Raw genomic sequence first — 25,225 nt, 5'->3', positions numbered from 1 at the left:
TTTGGTTGCTGGCACTAAGCATCTTAGTTGCATGCAGCCACACTCAACAGAATAAGGAACCCACTATGGAACTGACGAATAAAGCTAAAGCTATCGCTTTACTCAATGCTATCGAAACAGGTGACCAACAAGCGATTAACTACGTTAATCCAAACAAATATGTACAGCATAATCTAGCAGTAGCAGATGGCATTACTGGATTTGCTGAGGTATTACAATCTTTACCGAAAGATTCAGCTAAGGTTCGCGTAGTAAGGGCTTTTGCTGATGGTGATTTTGTATTTACCCACACTGAATACAATTTCTTTGGGCCCAAAATAGGGTTTGACCTGTTTCGATTTGAAAATGGTTTGATTGTCGAGCATTGGGATAACCTTATTGAAATTGCGGCGAGTCCAAATCCGAGTGGACATAGCCAAATAGATGGCCCAACCTCAGTAGTGGATGTTGAAAAAACGATAGAGAATAAAGCATTAGTCGCTGATTTTGTTGATGCTATTTTGGTTAAAGGCCAATATGACAAACTCGCGCAGTATTTCGATGGCGATAATTACATTCAGCACAACCCTATGATAGCAGATGGGTTATCAGGATTATCACAGGCGCTGGCGTCAATGGCTGAGCAAGGGATCACGATGCAATACACTACCAATCATAAAGTTCTAGGCGAAGGCAATTTTGTGTTGGCAATTAGTGAAGGCTCATTTGGCGGTGAGGCGACCAGTTACTATGATTTATTTCGTATACAAGACGGTAAGATCGCAGAGCATTGGGATGTGATGGAAACACTCGCTAAGCGGCCTGAATGGAGGAACAGTAACGGCAAATTCGGCGGTCTATAATCTTTAATGGCGCCTAAGATGTTAGGCGCCATTAAACTGCCTCTGTACTGTTTTGTTATTGTGGTTTCGGACAGGTCATACCGAGGAGGAAGCTGATTTTGAGACTGATATGGCGCACAACCTTGGGAGCTAAGTATCTGCCTGTGTTAGCCCTAGCCGGTAAGAGTATTTACCCCTCTACCTTTGTACGATTGGTTCATCACTTGATATAGTTTAGCTTTAAGGCATGCGCAACAAAAGCTGTGGTGGATGTGATGAGTAATTTACTGCTAAACCGCTGGCAAAGTATTGATTGGAGCTAGAGTGCGAGTCAGTGGCTTGGACTACTGCTGTTGGCTATTTGGCTTTGGCTGGCATGGCCAAAAGAAGAGTTGTTACAGCTCAAGCGTGATAAAGCACTGCAAAGCCGCCTGTTTCTCAGCACCTTGGCAATTAACGGTTTATGGCTACTTAATGCCAGTATCACAGCCGGTATTCATGTGCATTTTCTTGGCATTGTCACCTTTATGCTGATGTTCGGTTGGCGGTTGGCTACACTCGCGATTTTGCTGCCGGTACTGTTCTTTTGCCTGTTTGTCATGCAAACCCCGTTTGCTGTGGGTTGGTATGGGTTGCTGGGTTATGCACTACCGATTTTTGTCGCTTATCTTATTTACTGCAAAGTTTACCAGGCACTGCCGCATCATGTTTTTGTCTATATTTTTGGTGCGTTCATTAATGCGGGCTTGTCGATCGTGATACATATCTTGATGTGGTCTAGTTGGTTGTGGCTTAGCGGAGCTTATAGTTGGCAATACCTTATCGATAACTATCTGCTATTAATGCCCTTGCTGGGCTTTCCCGAAGCATTGCTTAGCGGCATGGCGATAACGTTTATGGTGGTCTATCGACCCCATTGGCTGTTCGATTATTCAGACAAACAGTATTTTTGATACCAAGCTATTGCCAACCGACACGCCAAACTTGCGGATTAGTTAAGTCACGCCAGTGAATGTCATATTGGTTTTGGTTGTATACCGCTTCAATCAGGCACCGGATCACATTGCCTTGCTCGTCAAATTCAACCTCTACAACGCAGAAATGCTTTTCTTTATTCACCGGCTTCACAGCGGTCCACTTGCTGTGTAGCAGTTTTTTAGGAGATATTTTGTTCATGGTAATGTTACGTATTGAAATGAATTTGCGATCAATGTGATCTGTAATGGATATTTTTACTGCCAAGGTGTGCGCAATGCCCATTTTACAGGATTTGAATGTGGCCGAGTTCAAGTTTTAGTGATAGCTTGAGGCGTCGGTAACGATTGTTGCCGAAACAAAACAATAGTGTTGTTACTCTATATTTAACGACCAATGATTGCAGCTGTGAACAGAAGCTAGCGTGGTCTGCTAGCGAACGGTTATTGTAAATGGTTGGTGGTTTATCTGGGAAGCTGACAAAGTATTAGTCATTTATAGCGGTTTAAGCAAAATAAATCGCGCCAAGTGATATAACATTTTGTTACTTGACCTGCATAGGTAACTCAAAGACACTCAATCGTTACCTCGTTCGCTAAAACGTATGGATGATCATAAAAATGCTTATTTTCTTTATCTGTCTTGGATTATTGATCCTAGCTTATAAGTTCTACAGCCCATTTGTAGAGCGTCAAGCTGGTATTGATCCCAACGCGAAAACCCCACAAAAACGATTTGATGATGGCGTCGATTATGTCGAAGTTCATCCTGTCAAAGCTTATCTAATTCAATTTCTTAACGTCGCTGGTGTTGGCCCTATCTTTGGTCCAATCCTTGGGGCGCTGTATGGTCCAATTGCGCTAGTTTGGATTGTACTGGGTAATATCATTGGTGGTGCAGTGCACGACTACTTCTCAGGTGTATTAAGCATCAAAGAAGACGGTAAGAGCCTGCCAGAAATTGCCGGTCACTACTTTAATATTTACTTTAAAGGTGTGATGCTGATTTTTACTGCCATGCTATTGTTCTTCGTTGGTGTGGTGTTCATTATGAGCCCGGCTGGACTGCTAAGTAACCTAGATTATTTTGAGAACACCATCTTTGCCAATAATGTTTTCTGGGTGTTGGTCATTTTAGGCTATTACTTCTTAGCGACTTTATTGCCAATTGATAAAATCATTACCAAGTTATACCCACTATTTGGCTTGTTGATGATTGTGATGACAACATCAATTGCAGTGGCATTATTGATTAGTGCGCCACAACTGCCGGAAATGGGCGACATTTTTGCCTATTTTGACCACAGTCATTATAACAGTGATCTATTAGCGCCTAACCCGGATGGATTACCTGTGTGGCCGCTGCTATTTATTACCATTACCTGTGGTGCGATTAGTGGTTTCCATTCAACGCAAGCGCCCATCATGGCGCGCTGTTTAACCAACGAGAAATATGTTCGTCCGGTTTACTATGGCGCGATGATGTCTGAAGGTATTGTGGCATGTGTATGGGCTACAGCGGGTATTGCTGCATTCCCTGGTGGTTATGCAGAGCTCAAGAGTATTCTTGATGCTGGTGGTCCGGGTCTGGTTGTTAATCAGGTTGCGACCACTTACTTAGGCGTTGCTGGTGGTATTATGGCGATTATTGCCGTGGCTATTTTCCCAATTACCTCAGGTGATACGGCTTTCCGTTCGCTGCGTCTCACCATTATTGATGCGTTCAAAATCCCACAAAGCGTTCGCAACCGTTTGTTAGTGGCTGCGCCAATTCTAGTGATTGCGTACTTCATGACTAAGATTGATTTCTCATTAATCTGGCGTTATTTCGCATTCTCAAACATGCTGCTGTCTACAAGCGTACTTTGGTTAGCGACTAAGTATTTGTTTGACAGAGGCACCTTCCACTGGATTGTGAGCTTACCTGCCATTGTCGGTACCTGTGTGACGGTCTCTTACATTATGACCGCGGGTATTGGTTTAGGCTTACCGCAATCTATGAGTCAGCCTGTCGGCATTGCAACCGGTGTTGTGTGTCTAGTCGGACTGATTATCGCCCATAACAAGCGTAAGGTTGCTCAGCAAGCATAGGTTTGTTGTATTTGATAAAAAGGACATCCATTGATGTCCTTTTTTTATGCCTCATCGCGGTGATTTTTAACCGCTTTTAACGGCATTTAAACTCCACGCTGGCAAGGGCTAAAGCTAACGGCTGATATAGCGTAGAAAGCTATACAATAGGGCTGCAGCCATTGCTGCTAATGCCAAATGGGCAATAACGGTTTGATAGGCCAGTGTGTACCAGCTGTTATTGAGTGGGCTGAAAAACCGGTAGATGAAACTGGTAAAATGGTGCAATAGCGAAAACACCAGAAGATTACTGGTAAAAAAAGCCGCTACGGCAATCAGTTTAAATGAATTCATATCCGCGCCCTCATGTTGAAATTGAGGCTATTATGCGGATAAATACCGAATACACTTAGTTAGTATCTATTCGATATTAATATGGTTAATTTAAGGTTTAGCAGTCGATATCGTGATTGAGCACAGCCTCGCGCCGCTCGCCTTAGCCGGTAAAGTTGTAGGCTTCTCCAGGTTTTCATCTTCTTTGTCGCTAAGGGCTGCGCTGGGCTGATAGTTACGGAAATCGAAAACGTAGCCAAAAAAAAATGAAGCCATAGGGCTTCATTTTTTCATCACATGGCAGAGGGTTACTCGCCTTGTTCTACACCTGCTCGATTAATCAAGAACTGTGTCAGTAGCGGCACAGGACGGCCGGTTGAACCTTTCTTCGCACCGCTGTTCCAAGCCGTACCAGCCACATCGAGATGTGCCCAGTTGTACTTTTTAGCGAAACGTGAAAGGAAACATGCAGCAGTAATTGATCCCGCTGGACGACCACCTAAGTTAGTCATGTCAGCAAATGGGCTTTCAAGATGCTCTTGATACTCATCCCACAAAGGCATACGCCATGCGCGGTCACCACTTTGCTCACCAGCGTTTAATAACTCGTGTGCTAATGGGTTGTGAGAAGAGAACAAGCCTGAAGCATGTTTACCCAGTGCAATCACACAAGCACCGGTAAGTGTTGCAGTATCAACCACAAGTTCTGGATCAAATCGCTCAACATAAGTTAGCGCATCACATAGTACTAAACGGCCTTCAGCATCAGTATTCAGTACTTCAACAGTTTGACCTGACATTGTGGTAAGAATATCACCTGGACGGTAAGCATTGCTTGAAGGCATGTTCTCACAGCCAGCTAGCACGCCCACAACATTGATAGGCAGCTTCATTTCGCACAAGGCTTTCATGGTACCAATCACACCAGCTGCACCACCCATGTCATACTTCATCTCATCCATGCCTTCGCCGGGTTTCAATGAAATACCACCTGAATCAAACGTCAGACCTTTACCAACTAAAACAATGGGTTTCTCAGTACTGTCAATTGCGCCTTTATATTCCATAATAGTCATAATAGATTCATTATCACTACCACGGCCTACGGCAAGGTATGAGTTCATACCAAGTTTAGCCATCTGCTCTTCACCCACCGTTGAAACGGTCAGTTCGTCACTGGTTTCTGCAATTTGACGCGCTTGAGAAGCAAGATAAGCTGGATTACAGATATTGGGTGGCATGTTGGCAACATCGCGGCATAAATGCATGCCCGCTGAAACAGCGTTACCATGCTCAATCGCGCGCTCGCCAACAGTAAGTTCGCGGCGTGTTGGTACGTTAAAGACCAACTTGCGCAGTGGTCGACGTGTTTCGCCTTTATGGGTTTTTAAGGCATCAAAGCTATACAAACTGCTTTGTGTTGTTTCTACTGCTTCACGTACTTTCCAGTATGTGTCACGACCTTTAACATGTAACTCAGTTAAGAAGCACACTGCTTCCATAGAACCGGTTTCATTTAAGGTGTTAATGGTCTTGGTAATAATCTGCTTGTATTGACGTTCATCGAGCTCGCGCTCTTTACCACAGCCAACAAGAAGAACGCGCTCACTGAGGACGTTAGGTACATGATGCAACAATAGCATCTGTCCAGGTTTACCCTCTAAATCCCCGCGGCGTAGTAAGTTGCTGATATAGCCTTCACTGATCTTATCCAGCTGCTCAGCAATACCAGAGAGGCGTCTAGGTTCATAGACACCAACGACAATACAGGCCGAACGTTGCTTTTCCGGGCTGCCGCTCTTTACGCTAAACTCCATGAGCTCTCCTAGATTCTTAAAGACAAATTTTATTATTTATTAGATAATGTCTGCTTGTGCCCAAAAAGGGGCCTAAATTTGGTACACCATAGTGTAATTTTTTCAGGTGTTTTTTTGCCATTTTTAGTTATAGGCTGGTTACAAAACTACCAAAAGTAGACAGTCTACATGAAAGTTGGGCTGATACCAGCATAAATGTAAGTTTTAGATACCGGATCCAACCTGTGATTGTATTTAGATACCTGATTCGAGAAGTTTTTAAGGCACAAATAGCCGTGCTTTTAGTCTTGTTAGCTATTTTTATTAGCCAACATTTTGTGCGAGTACTCGCAGACGCCTCTGACGGCGAGTTTCCAGCTTCATTGGTGATGACCCTGCTGGGGTTAAATTTGCCTTACCTTGCGGTACTCGTCGTACCTTTAAGCCTATTTCTAGGCATTTTGATGGCCCATGGTCGCATGTATGCCGAAAGTGAAATGGTGGTATTTCATGGTGTTGGGGTGAGCGAGTGGTACATCACCCGAGTGACATTACTGTTGGCCATCGTCAATATGCTGTTTACCGGCTACTTATCGCTGTTTGTGGCACCTTGGGCGGAAGAAAAGCAGAACCAAGTACTCGAACATGCCCAATCGGAAGCCGGTCTTGCGGCGCTGACTCAAGGGCGATTCCAGACCAGTCCTAATGGTCGAGCCGTATTATTTGTTGAACGTATTGGCCGTGATAATCACCTTGATAAAGTGTTTGTCGCGCAACTGCCAGATCCTGAAGATGAATCTGGCGAGGTGAATATTGTCATGTCAAAGGGCGGCAGTGTCGTTGAAGATGACACTGGCGGTCAGCGCTTAAAATTGACCGACGGCACCCAGTATCAAGGCAAGCCACAGCAGTTAGATTTTCAAATCGTCGAGTTTGGTGGCTACCAAATGCAGATTAAAGATCAGCAGGTCGATGAGCGCAGCCGTAAAATGTCAGCACTGCCCTTAAGCCAGCTGATGGCAACAGAAGGGCCTGAAGCGACGGCTGAGTTTCATTGGCGCCTAGCGATTCCGCTGGCGATTCCGTTTATGACCTTGATAGCCGTGCCAATGGCGCGGGTCAACGTGCGTCAGGGCAAGTTTGCCAAAATGTTCCCGGCTATACTGCTCTATCTTGGCTATTTTGGTTTAATGGTTGCCGGACGAAAGGCACTAGAAGATGAAGTGATTCCGGCCTATTTAGGTATGTGGTGGATCCATGCTTCGGCACTATTTCTTGGTGTTTTGTTGTTGGGTAAAGAACGCCCAACCGGGGCTAAGTTAACCGGGCTGTTTAAGCGTAAGAAGGCCTGCGCATGAGAATATTAGACTTCTATATTGCCCGAACCCTGATTAGCACCTCTGCGCTGTGTTTGCTGATCCTCACCGGCCTATCGGGCATTATTAAATGGGTTGATCAATTGCGGGTAGTGGGCCGCGGTACCTATTCATTGATGGATGCCGGCATTTACGTACTTTTCCTTATTCCGCGTGATATTGAAATGTTCTTCCCAATGGCGGTGCTATTAGGCGCGTTGATTGGCATGGGGATGTTGGCATCGAATTCAGAGTTGGTGGTAATGCAATCGGCTGGATTGTCTCGACTACAAATTACTATGTCGGCGATGAAAACGGCTATCCCATTAATGTTGATGGTGATGTTGCTGGGTGAGTATGGTGCTCCAGTGGCTGAAAGACACGCAAATGAACTGCGGGCGGTAAAAACTTCCGGTGGTAGCTTGTTTAAGTCTAACCGTGGTATTTGGGCACGCGATGGTGATCTGTTTGTGCATATTACCGAAGTGGAGAATATTAATACCCTGCACCAAGTTACCCTGTATGAATTTGATGACAACCTAAGCTTAGTCAGCACTGTCCATGCAGAGCGCGGGGTGTATGCCAACGATCATTGGCGTCTGCTGAATGTACGCCATACCCAGCTGGTCAACGACCGTATCTCGCTTACTGAGCAGACCATTTATCGTTGGGAGTCAACTTTAACACCGGATAAACTCAGTGTTGTGTCAGTGAAGCCCGAAGCTTTATCGATACAAGGTTTGTTAGGTTATTTGGACTATTTGGCCTTGAACAACCAAGATGCAGGGCGCTACGAATTGGCGCTTTGGCGCAAGATTATGCAGCCTGTGACAGTCGCTGTGATGATGTTAGTGGCATTGTCATTTGTATTCGGTCCGCTGCGAACGGTGACCATGGGGGCTAGGGTGCTACTGGGCGTGGTGGCCGGCTTTAGCTTTTATATCTGTAATGAAATCTTTGGGCCGATGACCTTAGTTTATGGTTTGCCACCAATGGTGGGGGCGATGATGCCGCCGATGATTTTCAGTGCTGCAGCCATCTATTATATTCGGCGCTGATGTTGCCATGGTTAAGGTACAATTGATAAAGTGATGGCGGGCATAAGCCCGCCATTTTTATTATTCCGTTATGCTAAAGTCACCTTGCATAATGGCCCAATGGCCAGGGAAGGAGCAGAAAAACTTATAGCTGCTACCAGCTGTCATACCTTGGGTACTAAAGCTGATGCTAGTGCTGCCACCACCACCGATAATTTCTGTATGTGCAATCACTCGGCTATCGTCAGGTTTGACGTAATGGTTAGCGGCGCCGGCAGCCATCCCATCGTTTGCCACTGCTTGCATATCAGCCGCTTGAGTCAGCACCCAATTATGGCCCATCGCGGTTTTGGGTAACTTACCGTCATGGATCAATGTTAGTGTGACATCGGTACAGCTGGCCGGCACACTGAGGGTTTTGGCGCTAAATTGCATAGCATCATTTGCTGTTAAGCTAATGTCGCATTCATTGGCGTAGGCGTGGCCACTGTAAAGTAGACTCACTAGGCTTAAGTTGATGATGCGTTTAATCCACTGCGATAGTTTGTTGTTGAGTTTTGATGACATTTTCTGCCCCTTATTGTTGTTGCTGGCGTGTAAGCCAAGATCACAGGCAGCATAGGGGAAACTTTATTAAATGAAAATCATTCTCAATTGTAAATGTTGGGAATTTACAATTGCAGAGGGAGCGTTAACGATGAATTCTGTCGTCGTTCCAGCTGATAATATTAGGGGGTAGGCAGTATAAGCTGGCTTAGTTGCGGCTATAGTGGCAGCGGCCGTGCGTTTCACTGTTTCTAGCATGGCCTCTATTATTAATTTAATGGCTCCTAGTGGCGGCTTTATCAAGCCGATGACTGGCCAAGCATTGCGCTAGGTTTATCAGGTTTAGGTGATCAAGCTAAACCCAATGAGTTAATCAATGCTCAGTGAACGGCGACTAATGACTAGTGACTTTGATTCGCTCCACATTGGCGGCAGGCTCATGCATAACAAAGTCGAGCTGTACTTTACTCGCTTTGGCACCATTAGCTGACTTTTCATAGACCCACTGCTCAAGTGCATCGATGGCTGATTGGTCAAACACGCCTTGAGGAGACGATTTAATCACGGCGACATTATCGACTTTACCTTGGGCACTAATATCGAACTGAAGTTGCACATAACCGTTGAGGTTGCTATTGACCGCTTCAACCGGGTACTTAGGCTCGATACGCACGACAGGGTAAATGACATCTTGTTTAGTGGCCTGCTTGTCGCCTAGATTGCCCGCTAGAGCTTGTTGATTAATAGCAATACTGCTAAGCCCCATCAGTACGGTTAGGCTAAGTATCGCAAGTGGGTTATTTCCATGTACTTTTTTCATCTGTAATATCCTCTCTTTTAAGATGTTTTTATCTCCATAGTGGGTGTGTAACATGCTAGATGGCGCATGTTGCGAGTAGGCCAATAACGCGCGGCTATAGGCAATCTTTTGGCTATGATCCATATCACCTGTTATGTAGGCATCACAGGCTAATTCTTGATCATGGCGAAAACGTTGGTGAGCTAACCACATCAAAGGATTGAACCAAAATATGGCACTAATGATAAAGGCAATCGGGTTAGCAATGTGGTCGCCACGACGATAGTGATAAATCTCGTGTGCCAGTATCGCTTGTTGCTGTTCATGGCTCAGGGTTAGGAAGTCGACTGGGACAAGAATACGTGGCTTGAAAATACCCACTAACATCGGCGAGTGAATACCGCTAACTTGTGCCACATCGATAGGCGAGCTGGGAATATCCAATCGTTGGGCATAAAGCGATAGTGATAGGGCTTGGTGGTGCTGGTAAACCATTTTCGCCAATAAATAGCCGACTCCCAATAGGTACAGATAGGGCAAGTAAAGGTGAGACCATAAACTGCTTGATAGCGCGAGGGTTTCACTGGCAAATACTCGGTAGTACTGCATGGTAAGTGGTTGCTCAGCTAGGCCTATATTGGGTAGGTAGCTTTGCAGCCCTGAACATAACAGCAGCATGGGAATGATAGCCCATAGAAAATAGGTGTAGTGCGCGCCCAATCGAGCGAGTAATGGTTTGTGACACAGTAAAAGTATCAGCGCCGCCAAGGTGGTAATAACAGTCTGTTCCATCAGCCAGTTAGCCATTACTTTTGCTCCTTTTCCCATTGCTCGATAACCGATTTTAACTCGGCGATATCTTTTTCATTGAGCTCATTATGTTTGGCAAAACCAGCAATTAACGGAGATAAATTGCCGCCAAACACGCGCTCAATAAAAGTTTTACTCTGCTTAATTTGGTATTCATTTTGATTAATGAGGGGCTGGTATAAGTAGGCACGCCCCTGCTTTTCGAAACCTATAGCCTGCTTTTTGACTAAACGATTGAGTAGCGTTTTAACCGTTTTTTCATGCATTTGTTGCGCAGCAAGTGCGTTGACAATTTCACTGGCATTGAGCGGAGAGTGGTGCCAAAGCACATTTAGCACAGCCAATTCACTATTACTTATTTCTTGCATTTTCAGCCTTCGATTACAGTTGTAATTTGAACATAAGATTACATTTGTAATTTTTAAATGCAACCGGTTTGTTGAAAATTATTTAACAACTTGTGCGCACGGCTTGGCGGATATGTAGTAAACTAGCCAGCAACCCCCTCGTAGTAACCGATTAATGGATCTAAACAACAGGGCGCTCGTTTTTAGTACAAATGGCGGAGCTATTTGTTAGTGAGTAAGTTTAAAAACTTGTGTACAAACAAGGAAGAAAGATATGAACTTGGGTGTTAAGTCCGTAGTTAACCTAGCCGTTTTATTTGCCCTTTCAAACGCGGCAGCAATCTCAATTGCGCAAGCGGAACCCGCCACAACAGCACAAGATAGCCCCCGTGTACATGAGCTTGCGGTCTTTGAGCATCCGCTGAGTTTTCATTTTCCACACAATTGGCGATTAGCTTATAGTGAGCATCGCGGTGACATGTTTTCCGCTGAATTTGTGCCTAACGATGAATTCTTAAATAAGTGGTCGTCGCTATATTGTGTGCAGAGTTTTAAAAATAAAGCCAATTCAATCAATGCTGAAGCTTTTCTCGATACTTTTGCCGACAATTATCGACACAGCTGCCAAGGAGAGGTGAACTACAACAAAATAGGCAGCCAAGTTATTAACGGCCAACCCGCATTTAGTGCCTTACTTTCCTGTAGCAAAATGCCGTTAAATCACAGTACAGATGGTAGCTTTGGTCAGCAGAGCCTCAGTGAAATAGGCCACTTTACTGTCGTTCAAGGACAACAACATCTCTATTTGATGCACCATAGTGCCAGAGGGGTCGGTAGCGTGTCGGTAGATATTGCTAAGGCGATTCAAGCGCCCGATAAAGCGATTACTGGCGGCACTGTGTTTAAGTAATTGTTATATGTAAGTTGAATGAGCAATAGACTTTTATACGTATAGACATCTATAATTGCGCCCGCAATTAGTGCCTAGCAACAAGCATGCAATCATTAGGCGAACTAATTGAGCAACAAGTTAATGATTTAAGTCAATCTTTCGTGGTGCTTTCGCTTCAGACATTTGCAGCAAAGATAATCGGGAAGCCAGTGAGAATCTGGCACTGCCCCCGCAACGGTAAAGTAACCCTTAGTTGTTTTTACTAAGGTGTCACCTAAGTCCGGAGACCGGCCCTAAAGATGATTTTGAGATTTCGGCGGGCAGATCTCAGAATGCGATGTTAAGTAGCAAGAGTAAGGCGATCTGTTAGCACTTGATTCGTGACAATTTTTGCCCCGTTTTCCTTTCAGGAGTTAAAGGTAAAATGGGTACTAAACCAACTAAAATAGCCGTGTTGTTAACCGGCATCTTGGCATCTTCTGCCAGTATTTCAATGTCTACGTTTGCGGCTGAGGCCGAGTCTGCCACTATTGATGAGACGATTACCGTCATTGGTCGTAGTGAAAATAGCCCGATGAATATCGCCGCCAACGTGAATGTTATTGACGCTGCAGCCATTGAAATGAGCGGTGCGACCTCCTTGACTGAAGTATTGCGTGGTCAAAGTGGCATTCAAATCTCAGATTCAAATTCAGGTGCAGTATTTTCTATGCGTGGCTTCAGTGCTAGCCAAGCTGCGAACAACACCTTGATTTTGGTTGATGGTCGTCGCTTGAATAATATTGATATTGCAGCGCCAAGCATTAATGCTATTCCGTTGCATCAGATAGAGCGCGTTGAGCTGCTATCAGGCAGTGCGGGCGTACTTTACGGTGACCAAGCTGTTGGTGGTGTGATTAACATTATCACCAAAACCCCAAATGCGACCGGGGGGCACACTGCAACTGTCTGGCGGTAGTTTTAATACTTATGAAGCCAAAGCTGACGTTGCAGGTGCGATTAATGACACTTGGCGATACTACGCCGCTGCCAGTTACAACCAAGGTGACAATTACCGCGAACATAATGCCAATGAGACTTCATCGATTTTAGGCCGTTTGCAGTATCAAGGCGATAACGATGATTTCTTTGTTGAAACCAGTTACTACGATAACGATCGTGAATTAGCGGGTTCATTGACATTAGATCAAATTGAAGATGATCCTCGTCAGGCTAATCCATTTAACAAAGACGATTATCAACATGAAATGACCACCGCCGTTCGCTCTGGTTACCATTACCAGATCAGCGATGCGTGGAAGCTTGGCTTGGACGCCAATTACACAGACACCAAAGTGACGTCAGTTAGCTGGGGTAGCCCAGGTAAAAACAATCGCTCTATGTTAGAAGTATTGCCCAAAGCCGTGGCGACTTACGAAACGGCAAAAGGCGATCTGAATATTGTGACTGGTATTGATTTAAGCCGTGGTGAATCAGAGTTCAGCTGGGGACGCAGCAATGTGCAGAAAGTTGCCAGCGCCTATGCGCAAGCGACTGTGCCGTTAACCACCAGTGTCAGTTATGTTGTCGGTGGTCGTTATGCGGAAGTGAGCGATGAGCTTGTTGATGGTGCGGTCTACCCTCAGGGAGTCGATTTAGACCAAGACGCTCATGCGTTTGAGCTTGGCTTAAACTATCGCCCGAGTAGCAATCACCGTCTGTATATTCGTGCCGATGACAACTTCCGTTTTGCCAAAGTGGATGAGCAAGCTTACACCTCACCAGGTGTGATTGGATTGAAACCGCAAACAGGTCGTTCGTACGAAGCGGGTTGGGACTGGACTCCTGAGCAACATACCGTGCGTATCAGCGCTTATCAGCTCGACTTAGAAGATGAAATTGTGTTCGACCCAAGTGCAGAAACCCCTGATGGTGGCAGCTTTCCTGGGGCTAACGTCAATGCTGACGCTTCATCTCGTTTAGGTGCTAGCATCGATTGGGATTGGCAGCTTACTAGCCAGATTTTGTTAGGCATTGAATACAACTATATTGATGCTGAATTCACAGAAGGTGTGAATAAAGGCAATAAATTGTCTTGGGTGGCTGAGCATTCTGGTCGTGGCTTCTTTAGCATAGATGCAAACGAAAATTGGCAGGTATTTACTGAACTTGTGTACACCGGTGAGCGCTTTATTGAAGGGGATAACGGCAATGTCGATCCTAAGCTAGATGCTTATTACCTGACCAATATTGCCATTAACTACACCAAGAATGATTGGTTAGCGAGCTTACGCGTAGATAACTTGTTTGATGAGCAATATGTCAGTGCAGGGTACTACAGCAGCTGGGGTAACGGCTATTATGCTGGAACAGGCCGTGCTTTGCGTCTAACGGCGAGCTACCGCTTCTAGGTTAAGTAAAAGCGAGTCAAACATATGAAGCCAGGCCTTGTGCCTGGCTTTTTTTTGCGTCATGGTGAGCGCAAGCGCAAATAAATGAGATAGGATCATGGGATTAGCTCTGCACCATTGGGTTAAATTGGCTGTAGCCAGTTTATTGATACTGCTGTTGTCTGCCTGCTCTGGGCCCAAGTTGACCCCATTGGCATCAGATAGCGTGATTTTAGCTTTTGGTGACAGCTTAACCTTTGGCAAAGGCGCAGCAGATGGGCAGGACTACCCAAGTCAGTTGGCCTTATTGACTGGCCGCAAGGTAGTCAATGCCGGCATTTCAGGGGAAACAACCGCGGAGGGCTTAGCCCGTTTTGAGTCAGTGTTAAATCAAAGTGCGCCTGAATTGATTATTTTGCTAGAAGGGGGCAACGATATCTTGCGTAATCAAGATTTAGCGGCCACGGAAAATAATCTACAATCTATGATTAGCATAGCGCAAAGTCGCGCAATTGATGTGGTGTTGGTGGCAGTGCCCAGTAAGCAATTATTTTTAAGCCCTGCTTCATTTTACCGCCAACTTGCCGATATTAATAACTTAGTACTGCTAGAAGATACCTTGTCTGATTTGCTAAAGAATCCAGCAATGAAGTCTGACACTGTCCATCTAAATGCCGCAGGTTATCGAGTGTTAGCTGAGCAAGTTTATCAGCAGCTACAGCAAGCGGGAGCATTGTAGTATATACGGTGAAGAACTGGACGCTATTTTTAAGCAAATCAACGGCTAAGAATAATTGAAACATCGTTGGCTAAAAGCGGTAAAGTGTGACCTAAATACATCACGCTTGTGTATTGAGGTAGATAATTCGTATTAATCTACCTATTTGACTGAATTCAGCTTGACCCTGATAGGGTTTTTGTGGGTAAATTCGCTGATAACAAATGGTTTCAACCATATAGAATAAAGCAGGTTTAGAACTTCTCATGACAGATCTTGAGCATCAGGTTTTCACTCAAGTACGTGCAATTATCAGTAATGAAGAGCAAGTTATTGGTCGTCGCGGCATTTTAGTGCCATTGAAAAAAGCCATTATTGCCGATGGCGATATTCGTAACGTAATTGATATTGTTTCGTCTGACCCCGCCTTAGCAGCGCATATGCTGTGGCGTAGTAACTCTGCGGCAAACGCCTCGAGTGTAAACCGAACCAAAAATCGATCTTTAAAAGATGCCTTGGTGCGTTTGGGCCAAGTGAACATCTATCGCTATGCATTCACTTTCTACCTTAAAGAGCGCCTGGATGAGCTACCACAGCCATACAAGAAGCTGATTCAAGGTTATTGGGCACTTACCGAAGCGATCGCTGTCGACGCTGTAGATAGCTTACACTCGATGGATGGAGTCGATATCAACCCAGATGAAGTGCAAACTTTGGCGTTGTTTAGTGTCTTTGGTGAAATCATTGCACTGACGGCTTTTGCTTACCTTAACGCGGAAGTGGAAGAGTCATTCCCATTGAGCATCATCAAGTCGATTATCGATAACCAAAAGCAAACGCTAACATTAGAAGCGTTTGAATCGCTAGGCTTAGATGATGAGCTGCGTGATGAGTTTATGGTGGCCCATAATCTTCGTCAGACACGCAACCCTAATTCACCCGGTTTAGTGTTGCGTCGTGTCTTATCGATGCGCAAGCAGCTGCTTAATCCGCTATAAAGTGTAAAACTCAAGCCCAGCAAAAAGCCTGCAGCAATGCAGGCTTTTTTGTGACTCGCTGGTTTCATTTTCTCAGCCCAGTGTGATGCGCTTGAGTTAAGCGCTCATGTACAGGGCTAAGCTCCACCTTGTTGGTCTAATCAAATTCGCATTGAATCTGAATCGTTTTAATGTCAGTGGATTGCAACTTGGCGGATAGGGCTTGGCCTTGCTGTTCACATTCGGCCATAGAAGCAAACTGCTTGTTAACTTCTGTTTCTGCGATAGTTTGGCTGCCGCCAAGCATTATACCAATCAGTATAAACATTTAGTCACTCAGCGAGAGTTTAGCGGTTCTGAGGTAAGGCAACGAGTGAAGAGCATAGTTGTTCTACGGTTAAGCTCGTTAACACAGCATCAGGACTGCTAAAACTCGCCATTCTGGCGCGTTTTTGGCTACCTACTTCTGCGTTGAATAACCTCACAAGGGAGCAACCATTGTTTCAGTTATTCGCCTTGAATTAGTTTGCCAAAAGCGCGCTGAGTAGATCAAATTCTTATACTGATTGGTATTAGCCCTAAAATGATGGTGAGTTCGTACATCGTGCTTCCTCATAATGATTTAGTGTTGCGCCTTTGCAAGCGGTCTTATTGACTAACCTGTCGGCCACATAGTGGGTGTTAGTGGTCGCTATTGTAGGGAGGAATAGCGGTGAGATTTACCATATTGCGCCAAGTTGCATTGCAGGGCCGCAGTGCTAAAACCTTCGCCACGTCTGCGCTACTATTGTTTCAATGCTTGGTGTTTCGATGCTTGGTGTTTCGATGCTTGGTGTTTCGATAATAGAGGTTTTGATATTAGAGGTTTCGATACTAGGAGTTTGATACCGGGTGTATTGATAACAGGCGCGCTTCTAGGCTTCGTTATCGATGTGATTAGCGTTAAATATCCAGCGTAGAAAGTAGCCTAAGCCTATTTCTGTGCGAATGTATTCGGCCCAAAACCCACCAAAGCCGAGACCGATGACTGCGCCAATGGTGGTGGCAAATAATGAGAACTGACTAATTTCAATACTAAGGAGGGCACCTGTGAGGGCGCAAACTATGGTGGGGGATAGGATCAGCAGTAACCAAAATGCGCTTTGGATACACCCTGTGATAAACGACATTTAGCCATCCTTGAGAAGCAAGCTGTTCGAAATTTATTCTATATTTAGCTTTGGTTTAAGTAAATAAAACAAAGTGATAACCACGTATATATCGTTTACCTGCCGACTTGTAGTGTAGTCAGCTAAATTGGCTTTCAATTAGAGTGAATTGGTCGGGCATAGTCATCAGCAAAAAGTAGATTGCCTGCTAATGACCTAAACCCTACCAAGGTATCAATTGAGTTTATGCTGCTTAGCGATGCCCTCTTTGGCGACTAAGCTGAGCCATTGCATAGCAAGCTTTGCGTGATGGCTATTACTGCGATAGGCACCAAATAGCGGACGTTTGAGCCCATCAGGGCCTAACTTAACTGCCTTAAGTGATAAGCCGTGTGCTTCGTTGCTGGACCAGCTTGGCAGAGCAGCTATGCCATCGTTGCAGGCAATACGCTGCAATAGCATTAAGGTTAACTCGCAGGTGATCTGCTTACCGAGCTGTTGACCGGCTGGCTCCATAAAGTGGCGCTGAATATCAAGTCGAGATAGAGGCATGGGGTAGCTTAATATTGTTTCACCTTGCAGTTGCTGCGGCGTGACATATTCCAAGCTAGCAAAGGGGTGATCGGCTGCGACAATTAACTTAACTTCAAAATCGAATAAGTGCTGATAGGCCAGCTCGCTGCCTGGTACCGGATCAGATGTCAGCACCACATCAAGGGTGCCTTGCTCTAGTGCATTGAGCGAGTCGAACAAATGTCGGCTAGACAAATCTAAATTGACATGGGGGTTCAGCTGCCTGAAAGACTCCATTACCGGCATCAACCAACGAAAACAGCTATGGCATTCTATGCCAATTGCCAGATTATTAAGCTCATCTTCCAGGCCATTGCGCAGATCGCTTTCAGTCTCAATGACTTTTGGCAGTATCTCTTCGGCCAAATTGAGTAGGCGTGCGCCCTCTTGGGTAAAAGACAGTGGTTTGCTTTTGCGCACAAAGATACTGGAATTAATACGGGTTTCCAGTTCTTTGATCTGGTGGGACAGGGCAGACTGAGTCACGAAGCGTTTTTTTGCAGCGCCAGCGAGACTGCCACTTTCTTTGAGGGCAACTAATGTTCTTAGGTGTCGAAGCTCAATCATAATTTATATTTCCATCTCTACATGAATATCATTCACGTTGGCGTTGAAATCCATTCCGATGCGAGGCTGTGGCCTTGCACAATCCACCTGTAGGCGCGAAAATGCCAATGGTAGTAGCAGAAAGGGCTAACGCTTGCTATGTCGTTTACACTGAATTCTGCTCATATTAAAACAAAGTTGTATACAATATGCAAATTGTTTGGTTGCTCACTGCTTTAATTGGCTGATATTGGTTGTCAGCACCAGCTGGGTTATCCCGAATCCGCTGATTAGGTTTGGGTCTATCTGGGCTAAGGTTTCTCTGGGCTCTGGTTTTTCTGAGCAGTGGTTTCTCTGAGCTATGGATTATTGCGATAGCTCACATTTTGATGGTTTGTTTAGTTTGGGGTGAACTAAATCGTCAATCTTCCGGTCTTATGGGGTAACGTGTAAATTACTTATGCTGCGCCACTTTGCAGCACTCGCTATTGAGAACACATAACGCCTTGATTAAACCCATGTCAGCTCATAAGCCCAACTCTGTTACGGCCAGTTTATTTGTGCTGCTCACGCTATTGTGTTTGATGCAAAATAGCGGCATTAATCTTTTGGTTAAAGCTGCGCAGCAAAGTGTCTTGCTGGCAGCCGTCTATGTACCGGTATCTGACACCTTATTGTCTGATCCTGCGCTTAGCAGCGATGTCAGCAGTTGTGAGTTGTCTGAGAAATCTGTGCGGGTGTGCAGTGAAAATGCCAGTGTGGTGGCGATCCTTTGGGTGCTGTTGCTATTGCCCTTATTGCGTTTAACTCGTAATAGCTATTCGCAAATCATATCAAATGTGGTGCGAGCCCCGCCCAGGCGCGTGCACCTGACCTTATGCCGTTTTCAAGAATAAATCATCACTGTGTTGTGATTCAAAAACCTAAGTTGTACCACAAATCGTAGGCAGTATTGGTTGTTAGCTGCCAGTTATCCTGAGTCGTACTCGGAGACAGTAATGAGATATTTTATTGCACTATGGATGATGGTTGTTGCCATTTTACCCCAAAGTGTTTTGGCCCAGTCTACAGGCTGGTTGACCAACCCTAATCACCCGCCAGTGACAGCGAGACTAATGTTAACTGGCGAGATTGATCGCCAGAATAACCGTGTTCCAGCCGTGCTTGAAGTCGAGCTAGCAGACGACTGGAAAACCTATTGGCGTAGCCCCGGTGAAGGTGGGATCGCGCCTAAAATTACCTGGTCAGATTCCACTAATATTACCGATACAGACTGGCAGTGGCCGGTACCAGAAGCATTTTCATTGTTAGGTTTAGAGACCTTTGGCTATCGCGGCCAAGTGGCTTTTCCACTGATGCTGAGTCTCGATGATATTAATGCCAATACTCACCTTGATGCCAAGCTCACCTTATCTTCGTGCACCACAGTATGTGTGCTGACCGACTATGACATCGACATGGACTTTGTTGCTGAGCAACTCAATGCCGATGCCGAGGCGATGTATAGCTTTAATAAGGCGCAAGTCAGCGTGCCGCAAGTTCAGGCTGACGGCAGCGATGCAACCAGCCTTATATGGGATGGTGCCCAGCAAATACTGCAGGTGCGCACTCAAGACAATGGCTGGCGTAATCCGACGGTGATTGTCGATGGTGAACCTGATACAACCTTTAAGTTACGCAATATCTCACAATTTGTAGATGAACAAGGGCAGGGCTGGCTGCAGGCACAGTTTGATGCTAGCAATTGGCTAGGGGAAGTTAACCTTAGCGACATCAAGCTTAATGTCACGGTATTTGATCAGCAGCAAGCGCTTGAATACCAAGTTAGTACGCAATCTGGTGTCGTGCAACAAAGCAGCGCAAGCCATGGGCTATTGACCATGTTGTTCTTTGCCCTAATCGGCGGGCTAATATTAAATGTGATGCCATGTGTGTTGCCGGTTCTGGGGATGAAACTCAGTAGTGTAATTAGCGCACCATCATTAGAGCAGGGGCAGATCAGACGTCAGTTTGTGGCTTCAGCGCTGGGGATATTAGTGTCATTTTGGCTGCTAGCAGGATTCATTATGATCCTCAAAGTCAGTGGTCAGGCGATTGGCTGGGGTGTGCAGTTCCAAAATCCCTATTTTATTGGCTTCATGATTGCCGTCACTGCCGTGTTTGCCTTTAACATGTTGGGGGTATTTGAGATTAATTTACCCTCCAGTGTGCAAACAAAATTAGCCAGCACCGGTGGCAACGATACCCAAGGTCATTTCCTGCAGGGCATGTTTGCCACCCTACTGGCAACCCCATGCAGCGCGCCGTTTTTAGGCACGGCTGTGGCGTTTGCTTTTGGCGCCGATATGCTGACGTTATGGCTGATTTTTACCGCTTTAGCCTTAGGGATGGCACTTCCTTGGTTGGTGATTGCGGCTTTGCCACAATTGGCAGGCTATTTTCCGAAACCAGGTGCATGGATGAACCGAGTTAAGTTGGCTTTTTCTGGCATGCTACTGCTAACCAGTTTGTGGCTTATCAGTCTGCTCGCCAGTTTTGTTCCAGCACTGTATTTGTGGATTGCAGCCCTGCTATTGGCCTTGATGTTTGTGGTCATGGTAGGCAGAAAACTGGGCTTGCCGGCTGCGGTTGCTAGCGTCAGCATCGCACTTGCTATGGTGAGTGTCGCCGCCTTTATGACCAGTGATCGCTGGGCACAAACCTTACCGACCGATCTTGATTGGGTCGCGCTCGATGAGCAAATGATTGCTGAGCAAGTCGCACAAGGGAATACCGTGTTTGTGGATGTGACGGCCGATTGGTGTATTACCTGTAAAGCCAATAAGGTGGGAGTGATTTTACAAGACCCAGTTTACAGTCAGCTCAAGCAAGAGGATATCATCACTATGGTGGGCGATTGGACTCGGCCGTCTGAGCATATTACCGGTTACTTACAGAGCCATAATCGGTTCGGGGTACCGTTTAATATTGTCTATGGTCCGGCTGCACCGCAAGGGATCCCACTGCCAGTCATCTTGTCTAGCGATCAAGTTTTGGCTGCGATAGCACAAGCTTCAGCAGCGCAATAAACCAGTACATTTCACACATGGCATGCTGCGCATGCCATGTTGTCAATTTTTTTGGCAACCTGAATGTCTGGTCAATTGTCATCAACTCAAAGACTTTGGGTTGCCCTGTCGCGCGTGTTTTACGCGCAGATAAGGTATTTTTATGAACAACAACTCAATCGTTAGCCAATACATCGCCAAAACCTATGCTTTTCTCGCCACCGCTTGGCGGTCAAAACGTTTGTTGGGCGGCGTATTGTTAGTGGGCGTCAGTGGCAGTGCTTTGCTGTTACAGGGCCTCACGGCGCCAACAGCAAAGGCTGAAGACCAAGCGCTAACCGAGGCGCAGCAGCAATCGGTGCAGACTATTGTCAAGCAGATGCTAATAGAAGACCCTGATTTACTAAAACAAGCGATAATCGCCTTGCAACAACGTGAAAGCCAAACGGCACAAGCCGCGCAGCAGCAGGCCTTAGCGGCGAAAACTCAGGCACTATTTGAGTCTGAATTAGACCCGTGGAAAGGCGCGCAAAACCCAAGCGTGACGATTGCTTACTTTACCGACTTTAATTGTCCTTACTGTAAAAAGTTGGAACCAGAGTTAGATCGGTTAATGGCGACTTACCCTGAACTAAAAGTGGTGGTCAAAATGGTGCCATTGCAAGGCGAGGGCTCAGAACAAGCAGTGGATTTAGCGCAGTCCGTTTGGCTAAATGAACCAAGCAAGTATTTGGCAGTGAAAGATACCTTGATGGCGAGCCCACGACGTCTTGATAGTGACTCTATTGCCAAGGTCGCAAACTTGACAAAAACCACGCCTTGGCTCAATCACACCGACCCTAAAGTGGATGATATTGTCGATGCAAACCTTAACTTGATGCGTGAACTTGGCATTGGCGGCACACCGGCAATCATTATGGGTAATAAAATCATTCCCGGACTGGTCAGTTATGATGTGCTAAAACAGCATTTAGATGATTATATTGAGGCCAGCAGTTAATGACATCGACAAGCAAAGCTAAACAAACATGGCTACAACGCATTGTCGCTTGGGTACGGCAGCTATTGGTGTTTTTGTTTTTGGCGCTTATCATCACGACGACGGTGGATTGGTGGCGCGCCAAAGATATTGCGCGCACCAATTTACCGCCAATAACAGCCACGAGTATTCAGGGGCAGCATATCGACGTTAATGCCCTTAGTTTCCAGCAGCCCGTTTTGGTGTATTTTTGGGGAACATGGTGCCCTGTCTGCAGCTTTGTCAGCCCCGCAGTCAATGTGATGGCAGATAATTATGCCGTGGTGTCTGTGGCGATGGCTTCGGGAGAAGATGCCAAACTCAATGCCTACTTGCAGCACCATGGGTATGAGTTTGCCACCATTAACGACAGTCAGAACCAGATTGCCCGCCAATGGTCAGTGCAACTGACCCCCACGGTGATGGTGATAAAGGAAGGTGAGATAAAGCATTTTACCAGTGGCTTTACCAGTTTACCGGGCATGTGGTGGCGTATGTTAGTCAGTAGTTAGGTTATCAATCAGTCGGTATAAGCTATTATGCCGACTGATTAGTTTGCTTGACTGTAACGTGATTGCCTTGCTTGGCGTAGACTCAATTTGCGGGTTAATGCTCTGCAATATTACTGGTAAGGGTAATGCGATATTCAGGGTCAATAGTCAGGGTTAACTTGCTGCCTAACTGGCCAAAGGCGTCATCAACATTGTGATACGTGAGTTGTCCTTGGGCGACTTTATCGCCATTTTCAGCCACCAATTCGTAGGTAATGGTGCCCGCACTTTGCTGGGGTTTAACGTAGATAGTCTGGCGACTATTGGCATGCACTGGCGAGAAGGTCAGGCTATTACTCGGCAGGGTAAAGTTTATCTGCTGATAGTTGCGATCGGATAAATTGTTCACTAACACTTGTGGCGCCATAAAGTGATAACCAACTCCGGCTATCATCAAGATGACACAAAACCATAAACCTAATTTCTTTTTCATAAATCCAAACAGTTAACTAACCTACAGGATTCGACTCGCCAATCAGCGTTTAGTTCCGCGAAGGTAAAAAGCAAACCGATACAGCGGTGCCTTGCTGACTCTGGACTGATAGCAGCCAGTTTTGGTGTTCACATAAGCGCTTAACGATAGATAATCCAAAACCGTAGCCAGTACTTTGGCTGCCCTTGACTGCCGGCTCGGTCACCTTTGCCGATATGTCATCGGCAATGCCCGGTCCCGTATCGGCAATGGTTAAGGTGTTGGCATTAAAGCTCACAGATACTTGGCCACGCTCGGTATATTGAAACGCATTGCTAAGTAAGTTATCTAGCAACACTTTTATCATCCCCGGCTGACTTATAATACTGACGTCACAGTGGTCATCCACCTCGATTTCAATGTGCTTATCTGTGAGTAAATATTGGTGGTCGATAATGGCTTGCTCGATTAGTGGCAGCAGTTTAACAGCTTGTTTTTCTGCGAGGGAATGTTCGTGACGCGCCAACACCAGTAGGGTGGTAACTGTCTGTTCCATTTGATTTGCCGCTTCACCAATGCGTTTAATAATCGCCTCACTGTTATCGGTATTGGGCGATTGCTGGTACAACTCAACGGCATTTTTTATTATCGCAACCGGTGTACGCAGCTCATGGCTAACATCTCGGGTAAAGCACTTCTCCCTTTCCATCGCCAGGTTTATTTGTGACATTGTTTGCTCTAAGGTCCGCGCCAGAATGCCAATCTCATTGCGGGGGTATTGATGGGCAAACTTTTGTGGTAACTGCTCTGGCGCCACGCCATCGACTAAATTTGCCAGTTGCTTTAACGGCTTGGCTGTCTTGCGCCCAAGCAACCATGCGATAAGGCAGGCGATAAGGGTCAGTAGTACGCCGCCCCAAGCAAGAAACTGGATTACCCCTTCGCGCACTGGCCTCACCAGTAAGCTATCACTCACTTCTGATAATAAGTACACATTGTCATAGTCGTTAAAGCGATATAGATGATAATGCCGTCCTTGCTGACCATAGAATTCGCGCCTATTGGGCTCATCGATAGATTGTTGGCGCATATCGGCTGGGAAACTGTGCCTGTCGAAATGCAGTGTCATATTCGCTGACCGAGGCGCTGGCCATTGCGCAGTTTGCAGATAACCTTGGCGCAAATAGTCTGCCTCTTGCTGTACCTCGCGTTCGATAAATCTATCTTCTAAGGTGTATAACAATGTGAAGCTCATCAAGCCGTATATCACCGCCATAAACAGACTGAACAAGCAAAATTGCGCCATAATGCGCCGGCTTAAACTGTGAAACTTAGGCTGCTTATTGCTCATGGTTGATATCCAAAGTGAAGCCAACACCGTGTACGGTTTTGAGCAGCGGCTGGTCGAAAGGTTTATCGAGCACACTGCGAAGTTGGTATATATGGGAGCGCATCGCATCAGATTCTGTCGGTTCATCGCCCCACAGTTTCTGTGACAGTGCCGAGCGGCTGACAACCTGCGGGTAAGCTTGAGCAAGCTCCAGTAAAATGCGAAAACCCATGGCATGCAGGGCTAAGGGTTTACCGTCTCGGCTGGCAACTTGTGCTTTTCTATCGACAGTCAGTGGCCCAATGGTTAAGCAATCTTGAGTTTGCAGCAGGTGACGACGGGACAGTGCTAAACAACGGACTTCGAGCTCTTGCAGCGAAAAGGGTTTAGTGAGGTAGTCGTCGGCACCGGCACTAAAACCGCTAACTTTATCGTCGATACTGTCGCGGGCGGTCAGCATCAATACCGGTATGTGGCGGCTCGATTGCTGCCGTAATTGGCTGCACACTGCCAGTCCATCCATTACCGGTAAATTCAAGTCGAGAATGATCAGGTCATAGTATTGCGATAGCGCCAGCTCAAGTCCATGTTGTCCTTGTGCAGCGTAATCAAATATATGGCCTTTTTGTTCCATATACTCGCCAATGTTGCGGGCAACACTGGACTGATCTTCTACTAACAGAATCTTAAGTGATGTGACGTGGCTTACCATAGCAGTATGTTTAATCCTTAATATATTCAGCCCTTAGCCAGTTT

At 45.9% G+C, this 25,225-nt stretch carries 26 protein-coding genes, 1 pseudogene and 1 riboswitch; of the genes and pseudogenes, 13 read left to right on the top strand and 14 right to left on the bottom strand.

All coding sequences use genetic code 11. The features are described from left to right. The first annotated feature begins 65 nt into the window (after positions 1-65). Together L865_RS0100240 and L865_RS22730 are read left to right on the top strand one after the other, a co-directional pair. On the top strand, positions 66-842 hold the full coding sequence (locus tag L865_RS0100240) for a nuclear transport factor 2 family protein (protein WP_425423588.1): 777 nt from the start codon (positions 66-68) through the stop codon (positions 840-842). A gap of 326 nt (positions 843-1,168) precedes the next feature. Next, on the top strand, positions 1,169-1,774 hold the full coding sequence (locus tag L865_RS22730; RefSeq protein ID WP_245608370.1) for an energy-coupling factor ABC transporter permease: 606 nt from the start codon (positions 1,169-1,171) through the stop codon (positions 1,772-1,774). Between the two features lie 7 nt (positions 1,775-1,781). Here the strand turns inward: L865_RS22730 and L865_RS0100230 are convergent, their stop codons facing one another. Next, positions 1,782-1,997 carry a TIGR02450 family Trp-rich protein gene (locus tag L865_RS0100230; protein WP_028771384.1) on the bottom strand — a complete coding sequence of 72 codons (216 nt, stop codon included), beginning with the start codon at positions 1,995-1,997 and terminating at the stop codon, positions 1,782-1,784. A gap of 419 nt (positions 1,998-2,416) precedes the next feature. Between L865_RS0100230 and L865_RS0100225 the strand changes: the two genes are divergently transcribed. Beyond that, complete coding sequence (locus L865_RS0100225; protein ID WP_028771383.1) at positions 2,417-3,886, top strand: carbon starvation CstA family protein; 1,470 nt, start codon at positions 2,417-2,419, stop codon at positions 3,884-3,886. A 114-nt stretch (positions 3,887-4,000) separates the two neighbouring features. On the opposite strand, the gene L865_RS0100220 is transcribed toward L865_RS0100225, so the two are convergent. From L865_RS0100220 to pepA, 3 genes are all read right to left on the bottom strand, one after another. After that, positions 4,001-4,219, bottom strand: coding sequence for a hypothetical protein (locus tag L865_RS0100220; RefSeq protein ID WP_028771382.1), 219 nt, complete (start codon positions 4,217-4,219; stop codon positions 4,001-4,003). Positions 4,220-4,309: 90 nt separating this feature from the next. Next, complete coding sequence (locus L865_RS25365; protein ID WP_157577366.1) at positions 4,310-4,474, bottom strand: hypothetical protein; 165 nt, start codon at positions 4,472-4,474, stop codon at positions 4,310-4,312. A 32-nt stretch (positions 4,475-4,506) separates the two neighbouring features. Further along, complete coding sequence (gene pepA / locus L865_RS0100210) at positions 4,507-6,015, bottom strand: leucyl aminopeptidase (RefSeq protein ID WP_028771381.1); 1,509 nt, start codon at positions 6,013-6,015, stop codon at positions 4,507-4,509. 224 nt (positions 6,016-6,239) lie between these two features. Here pepA and lptF point away from each other — a divergent pair, with 224 nt between their 5' ends. Further along, positions 6,240-7,352 carry an LPS export ABC transporter permease LptF gene (gene lptF / locus L865_RS0100205; protein WP_028771380.1) on the top strand — a complete coding sequence of 371 codons (1,113 nt, stop codon included), beginning with the start codon at positions 6,240-6,242 and terminating at the stop codon, positions 7,350-7,352. Beyond that, positions 7,349-8,407 (top strand): LPS export ABC transporter permease LptG, encoded by a 1,059-nt coding sequence (lptG, locus tag L865_RS0100200; RefSeq protein WP_028771379.1) that lies wholly within the window; start codon positions 7,349-7,351, stop codon positions 8,405-8,407. Before lptF ends, lptG begins: the two co-directional genes overlap by 4 nt. Positions 8,408-8,467: 60 nt before the next feature. Here lptG and azu read toward each other — a convergent pair whose 3' ends face one another. From azu to L865_RS0100180, 3 genes are all read right to left on the bottom strand, one after another. Next, positions 8,468-8,953, bottom strand: a complete 486-nt coding sequence (gene azu / locus L865_RS0100195) for an azurin (RefSeq protein ID WP_028771378.1) — start codon at positions 8,951-8,953, stop codon at positions 8,468-8,470. Between the two features lie 373 nt (positions 8,954-9,326). Then, positions 9,327-10,538, bottom strand: a complete 1,212-nt coding sequence (locus L865_RS0100185) for a M56 family metallopeptidase (protein ID WP_028771377.1) — start codon at positions 10,536-10,538, stop codon at positions 9,327-9,329. Beyond that, a complete protein-coding gene (locus tag L865_RS0100180; RefSeq protein ID WP_028771376.1) occupies positions 10,538-10,909 on the bottom strand; it encodes a BlaI/MecI/CopY family transcriptional regulator in 372 nt (123 codons plus the stop codon). Before L865_RS0100180 ends, L865_RS0100185 begins: the two co-directional genes overlap by 1 nt. Positions 10,910-11,162: 253 nt before the next feature. Here L865_RS0100180 and L865_RS22725 point away from each other — a divergent pair, with 253 nt between their 5' ends. The 4 genes and pseudogenes from L865_RS22725 to L865_RS0100160 all read left to right on the top strand — a co-directional run bounded on the left by L865_RS22725 (position 11,163) and on the right by L865_RS0100160 (position 15,865). Then, on the top strand, positions 11,163-11,798 hold the full coding sequence (locus L865_RS22725; RefSeq protein ID WP_051484338.1) for a hypothetical protein: 636 nt from the start codon (positions 11,163-11,165) through the stop codon (positions 11,796-11,798). Positions 11,799-11,925: 127 nt separating this feature from the next. Beyond that, positions 11,926-12,089: riboswitch (cobalamin riboswitch) on the top strand. Positions 12,090-12,204: 115 nt separating this feature from the next. Continuing rightward, positions 12,205-14,170 (top strand): annotated as a pseudogene (locus tag L865_RS22720) (TonB-dependent receptor). A gap of 97 nt (positions 14,171-14,267) precedes the next feature. Further along, positions 14,268-14,888 (top strand): GDSL-type esterase/lipase family protein, encoded by a 621-nt coding sequence (locus tag L865_RS0100165; protein WP_028771375.1) that lies wholly within the window; start codon positions 14,268-14,270, stop codon positions 14,886-14,888. Positions 14,889-15,133: 245 nt separating this feature from the next. Continuing rightward, the gene (locus L865_RS0100160) at positions 15,134-15,865 is read left to right on the top strand and encodes an HDOD domain-containing protein (protein ID WP_028771374.1); all 732 of its coding nucleotides are present in this window, start codon (positions 15,134-15,136) and stop codon (positions 15,863-15,865) included. 136 nt (positions 15,866-16,001) lie between these two features. Here the strand turns inward: L865_RS0100160 and L865_RS25360 are convergent, their stop codons facing one another. The 4 genes from L865_RS25360 to L865_RS0100145 all read right to left on the bottom strand — a co-directional run bounded on the left by L865_RS25360 (position 16,002) and on the right by L865_RS0100145 (position 18,132). Further along, positions 16,002-16,172 carry a hypothetical protein gene (locus L865_RS25360; protein ID WP_157577364.1) on the bottom strand — a complete coding sequence of 57 codons (171 nt, stop codon included), beginning with the start codon at positions 16,170-16,172 and terminating at the stop codon, positions 16,002-16,004. Positions 16,173-16,191: 19 nt separating this feature from the next. Beyond that, positions 16,192-16,329, bottom strand: coding sequence for a hypothetical protein (locus L865_RS25355; RefSeq protein WP_157577362.1), 138 nt, complete (start codon positions 16,327-16,329; stop codon positions 16,192-16,194). 429 nt (positions 16,330-16,758) lie between these two features. Next, positions 16,759-17,013 (bottom strand): hypothetical protein, encoded by a 255-nt coding sequence (locus L865_RS0100150; RefSeq protein ID WP_028771373.1) that lies wholly within the window; start codon positions 17,011-17,013, stop codon positions 16,759-16,761. 213 nt (positions 17,014-17,226) lie between these two features. Next, positions 17,227-18,132: a LysR substrate-binding domain-containing protein gene (locus L865_RS0100145; protein ID WP_028771372.1), complete on the bottom strand. Its 906-nt coding sequence runs from the start codon at positions 18,130-18,132 to the stop codon at positions 17,227-17,229. Positions 18,133-18,629: 497 nt separating this feature from the next. Here L865_RS0100145 and L865_RS0100140 point away from each other — a divergent pair, with 497 nt between their 5' ends. From L865_RS0100140 to L865_RS0100125, 4 genes are all read left to right on the top strand, one after another. Next, positions 18,630-19,007 (top strand): hypothetical protein, encoded by a 378-nt coding sequence (locus L865_RS0100140; protein ID WP_028771371.1) that lies wholly within the window; start codon positions 18,630-18,632, stop codon positions 19,005-19,007. A 102-nt stretch (positions 19,008-19,109) separates the two neighbouring features. Next, on the top strand, positions 19,110-21,179 hold the full coding sequence (locus L865_RS0100135) for a protein-disulfide reductase DsbD family protein (RefSeq protein ID WP_028771370.1): 2,070 nt from the start codon (positions 19,110-19,112) through the stop codon (positions 21,177-21,179). Positions 21,180-21,321: 142 nt separating this feature from the next. Next, positions 21,322-22,158 (top strand): DsbA family protein, encoded by an 837-nt coding sequence (locus tag L865_RS0100130; protein ID WP_157577360.1) that lies wholly within the window; start codon positions 21,322-21,324, stop codon positions 22,156-22,158. Beyond that, complete coding sequence (locus L865_RS0100125; protein WP_028771368.1) at positions 22,158-22,688, top strand: protein disulfide oxidoreductase; 531 nt, start codon at positions 22,158-22,160, stop codon at positions 22,686-22,688. Before L865_RS0100130 ends, L865_RS0100125 begins: the two co-directional genes overlap by 1 nt. Positions 22,689-22,782: 94 nt before the next feature. Here the strand turns inward: L865_RS0100125 and L865_RS0100120 are convergent, their stop codons facing one another. From L865_RS0100120 to L865_RS0100110, 3 genes are read right to left on the bottom strand one after another with little or no spacing between them, the layout of a single operon-like run. Next, positions 22,783-23,160, bottom strand: coding sequence for a hypothetical protein (locus L865_RS0100120; RefSeq protein WP_037470247.1), 378 nt, complete (start codon positions 23,158-23,160; stop codon positions 22,783-22,785). Between the two features lie 49 nt (positions 23,161-23,209). Beyond that, positions 23,210-24,490 (bottom strand): sensor histidine kinase, encoded by a 1,281-nt coding sequence (locus L865_RS0100115; protein WP_028771366.1) that lies wholly within the window; start codon positions 24,488-24,490, stop codon positions 23,210-23,212. Next, positions 24,480-25,181 carry a response regulator transcription factor gene (locus L865_RS0100110; protein WP_028771365.1) on the bottom strand — a complete coding sequence of 234 codons (702 nt, stop codon included), beginning with the start codon at positions 25,179-25,181 and terminating at the stop codon, positions 24,480-24,482. The genes L865_RS0100115 and L865_RS0100110 overlap by 11 nt, the downstream gene beginning before the upstream one ends. Positions 25,182-25,225: the final 44 nt, after the last annotated feature.

It is taken from the genome of Shewanella waksmanii ATCC BAA-643 (assembly GCF_000518805.1).
Lineage (GTDB): Bacteria > Pseudomonadota > Gammaproteobacteria > Enterobacterales > Shewanellaceae > Shewanella > Shewanella waksmanii.
This window is presented reverse-complemented; position numbering and strand designations above follow the sequence as displayed.

Bases quoted from the DNA above. Each gene is read 5' to 3' on its own strand.
- L865_RS0100240 (WP_425423588.1), top strand. From the start codon at position 66: ATGGAACTGACGAATAAAGCTAAAGCTATCGCTTTACTCAATGCTATC.
- L865_RS0100230 (WP_028771384.1), bottom strand. From the start codon at position 1,997: ATGAACAAAATATCTCCTAAAAAACTGCTACACAGCAAGTGGACCGCT.
- L865_RS0100225 (WP_028771383.1), top strand. From the start codon at position 2,417: ATGCTTATTTTCTTTATCTGTCTTGGATTATTGATCCTAGCTTATAAG.
- L865_RS0100220 (WP_028771382.1), bottom strand. From the start codon at position 4,219: ATGAATTCATTTAAACTGATTGCCGTAGCGGCTTTTTTTACCAGTAAT.
- L865_RS25365 (WP_157577366.1), bottom strand. From the start codon at position 4,474: ATGGCTTCATTTTTTTTTGGCTACGTTTTCGATTTCCGTAACTATCAG.
- pepA (WP_028771381.1), bottom strand. From the start codon at position 6,015: ATGGAGTTTAGCGTAAAGAGCGGCAGCCCGGAAAAGCAACGTTCGGCC.
- lptG (WP_028771379.1), top strand. From the start codon at position 7,349: ATGAGAATATTAGACTTCTATATTGCCCGAACCCTGATTAGCACCTCT.
- azu (WP_028771378.1), bottom strand. From the start codon at position 8,953: ATGTCATCAAAACTCAACAACAAACTATCGCAGTGGATTAAACGCATC.
- L865_RS0100185 (WP_028771377.1), bottom strand. From the start codon at position 10,538: ATGGCTAACTGGCTGATGGAACAGACTGTTATTACCACCTTGGCGGCG.
- L865_RS0100180 (WP_028771376.1), bottom strand. From the start codon at position 10,909: ATGCAAGAAATAAGTAATAGTGAATTGGCTGTGCTAAATGTGCTTTGG.
- L865_RS22725 (WP_051484338.1), top strand. From the start codon at position 11,163: ATGAACTTGGGTGTTAAGTCCGTAGTTAACCTAGCCGTTTTATTTGCC.
- L865_RS0100165 (WP_028771375.1), top strand. From the start codon at position 14,268: ATGGGATTAGCTCTGCACCATTGGGTTAAATTGGCTGTAGCCAGTTTA.
- L865_RS0100160 (WP_028771374.1), top strand. From the start codon at position 15,134: ATGACAGATCTTGAGCATCAGGTTTTCACTCAAGTACGTGCAATTATC.
- L865_RS25360 (WP_157577364.1), bottom strand. From the start codon at position 16,172: ATGTTTATACTGATTGGTATAATGCTTGGCGGCAGCCAAACTATCGCA.
- L865_RS0100150 (WP_028771373.1), bottom strand. From the start codon at position 17,013: ATGTCGTTTATCACAGGGTGTATCCAAAGCGCATTTTGGTTACTGCTG.
- L865_RS0100145 (WP_028771372.1), bottom strand. From the start codon at position 18,132: ATGATTGAGCTTCGACACCTAAGAACATTAGTTGCCCTCAAAGAAAGT.
- L865_RS0100140 (WP_028771371.1), top strand. From the start codon at position 18,630: ATGTCAGCTCATAAGCCCAACTCTGTTACGGCCAGTTTATTTGTGCTG.
- L865_RS0100135 (WP_028771370.1), top strand. From the start codon at position 19,110: ATGAGATATTTTATTGCACTATGGATGATGGTTGTTGCCATTTTACCC.
- L865_RS0100130 (WP_157577360.1), top strand. From the start codon at position 21,322: ATGAACAACAACTCAATCGTTAGCCAATACATCGCCAAAACCTATGCT.
- L865_RS0100125 (WP_028771368.1), top strand. From the start codon at position 22,158: ATGACATCGACAAGCAAAGCTAAACAAACATGGCTACAACGCATTGTC.
- L865_RS0100120 (WP_037470247.1), bottom strand. From the start codon at position 23,160: ATGAAAAAGAAATTAGGTTTATGGTTTTGTGTCATCTTGATGATAGCC.
- L865_RS0100115 (WP_028771366.1), bottom strand. From the start codon at position 24,490: ATGAGCAATAAGCAGCCTAAGTTTCACAGTTTAAGCCGGCGCATTATG.
- L865_RS0100110 (WP_028771365.1), bottom strand. From the start codon at position 25,181: ATGGTAAGCCACGTCACATCACTTAAGATTCTGTTAGTAGAAGATCAG.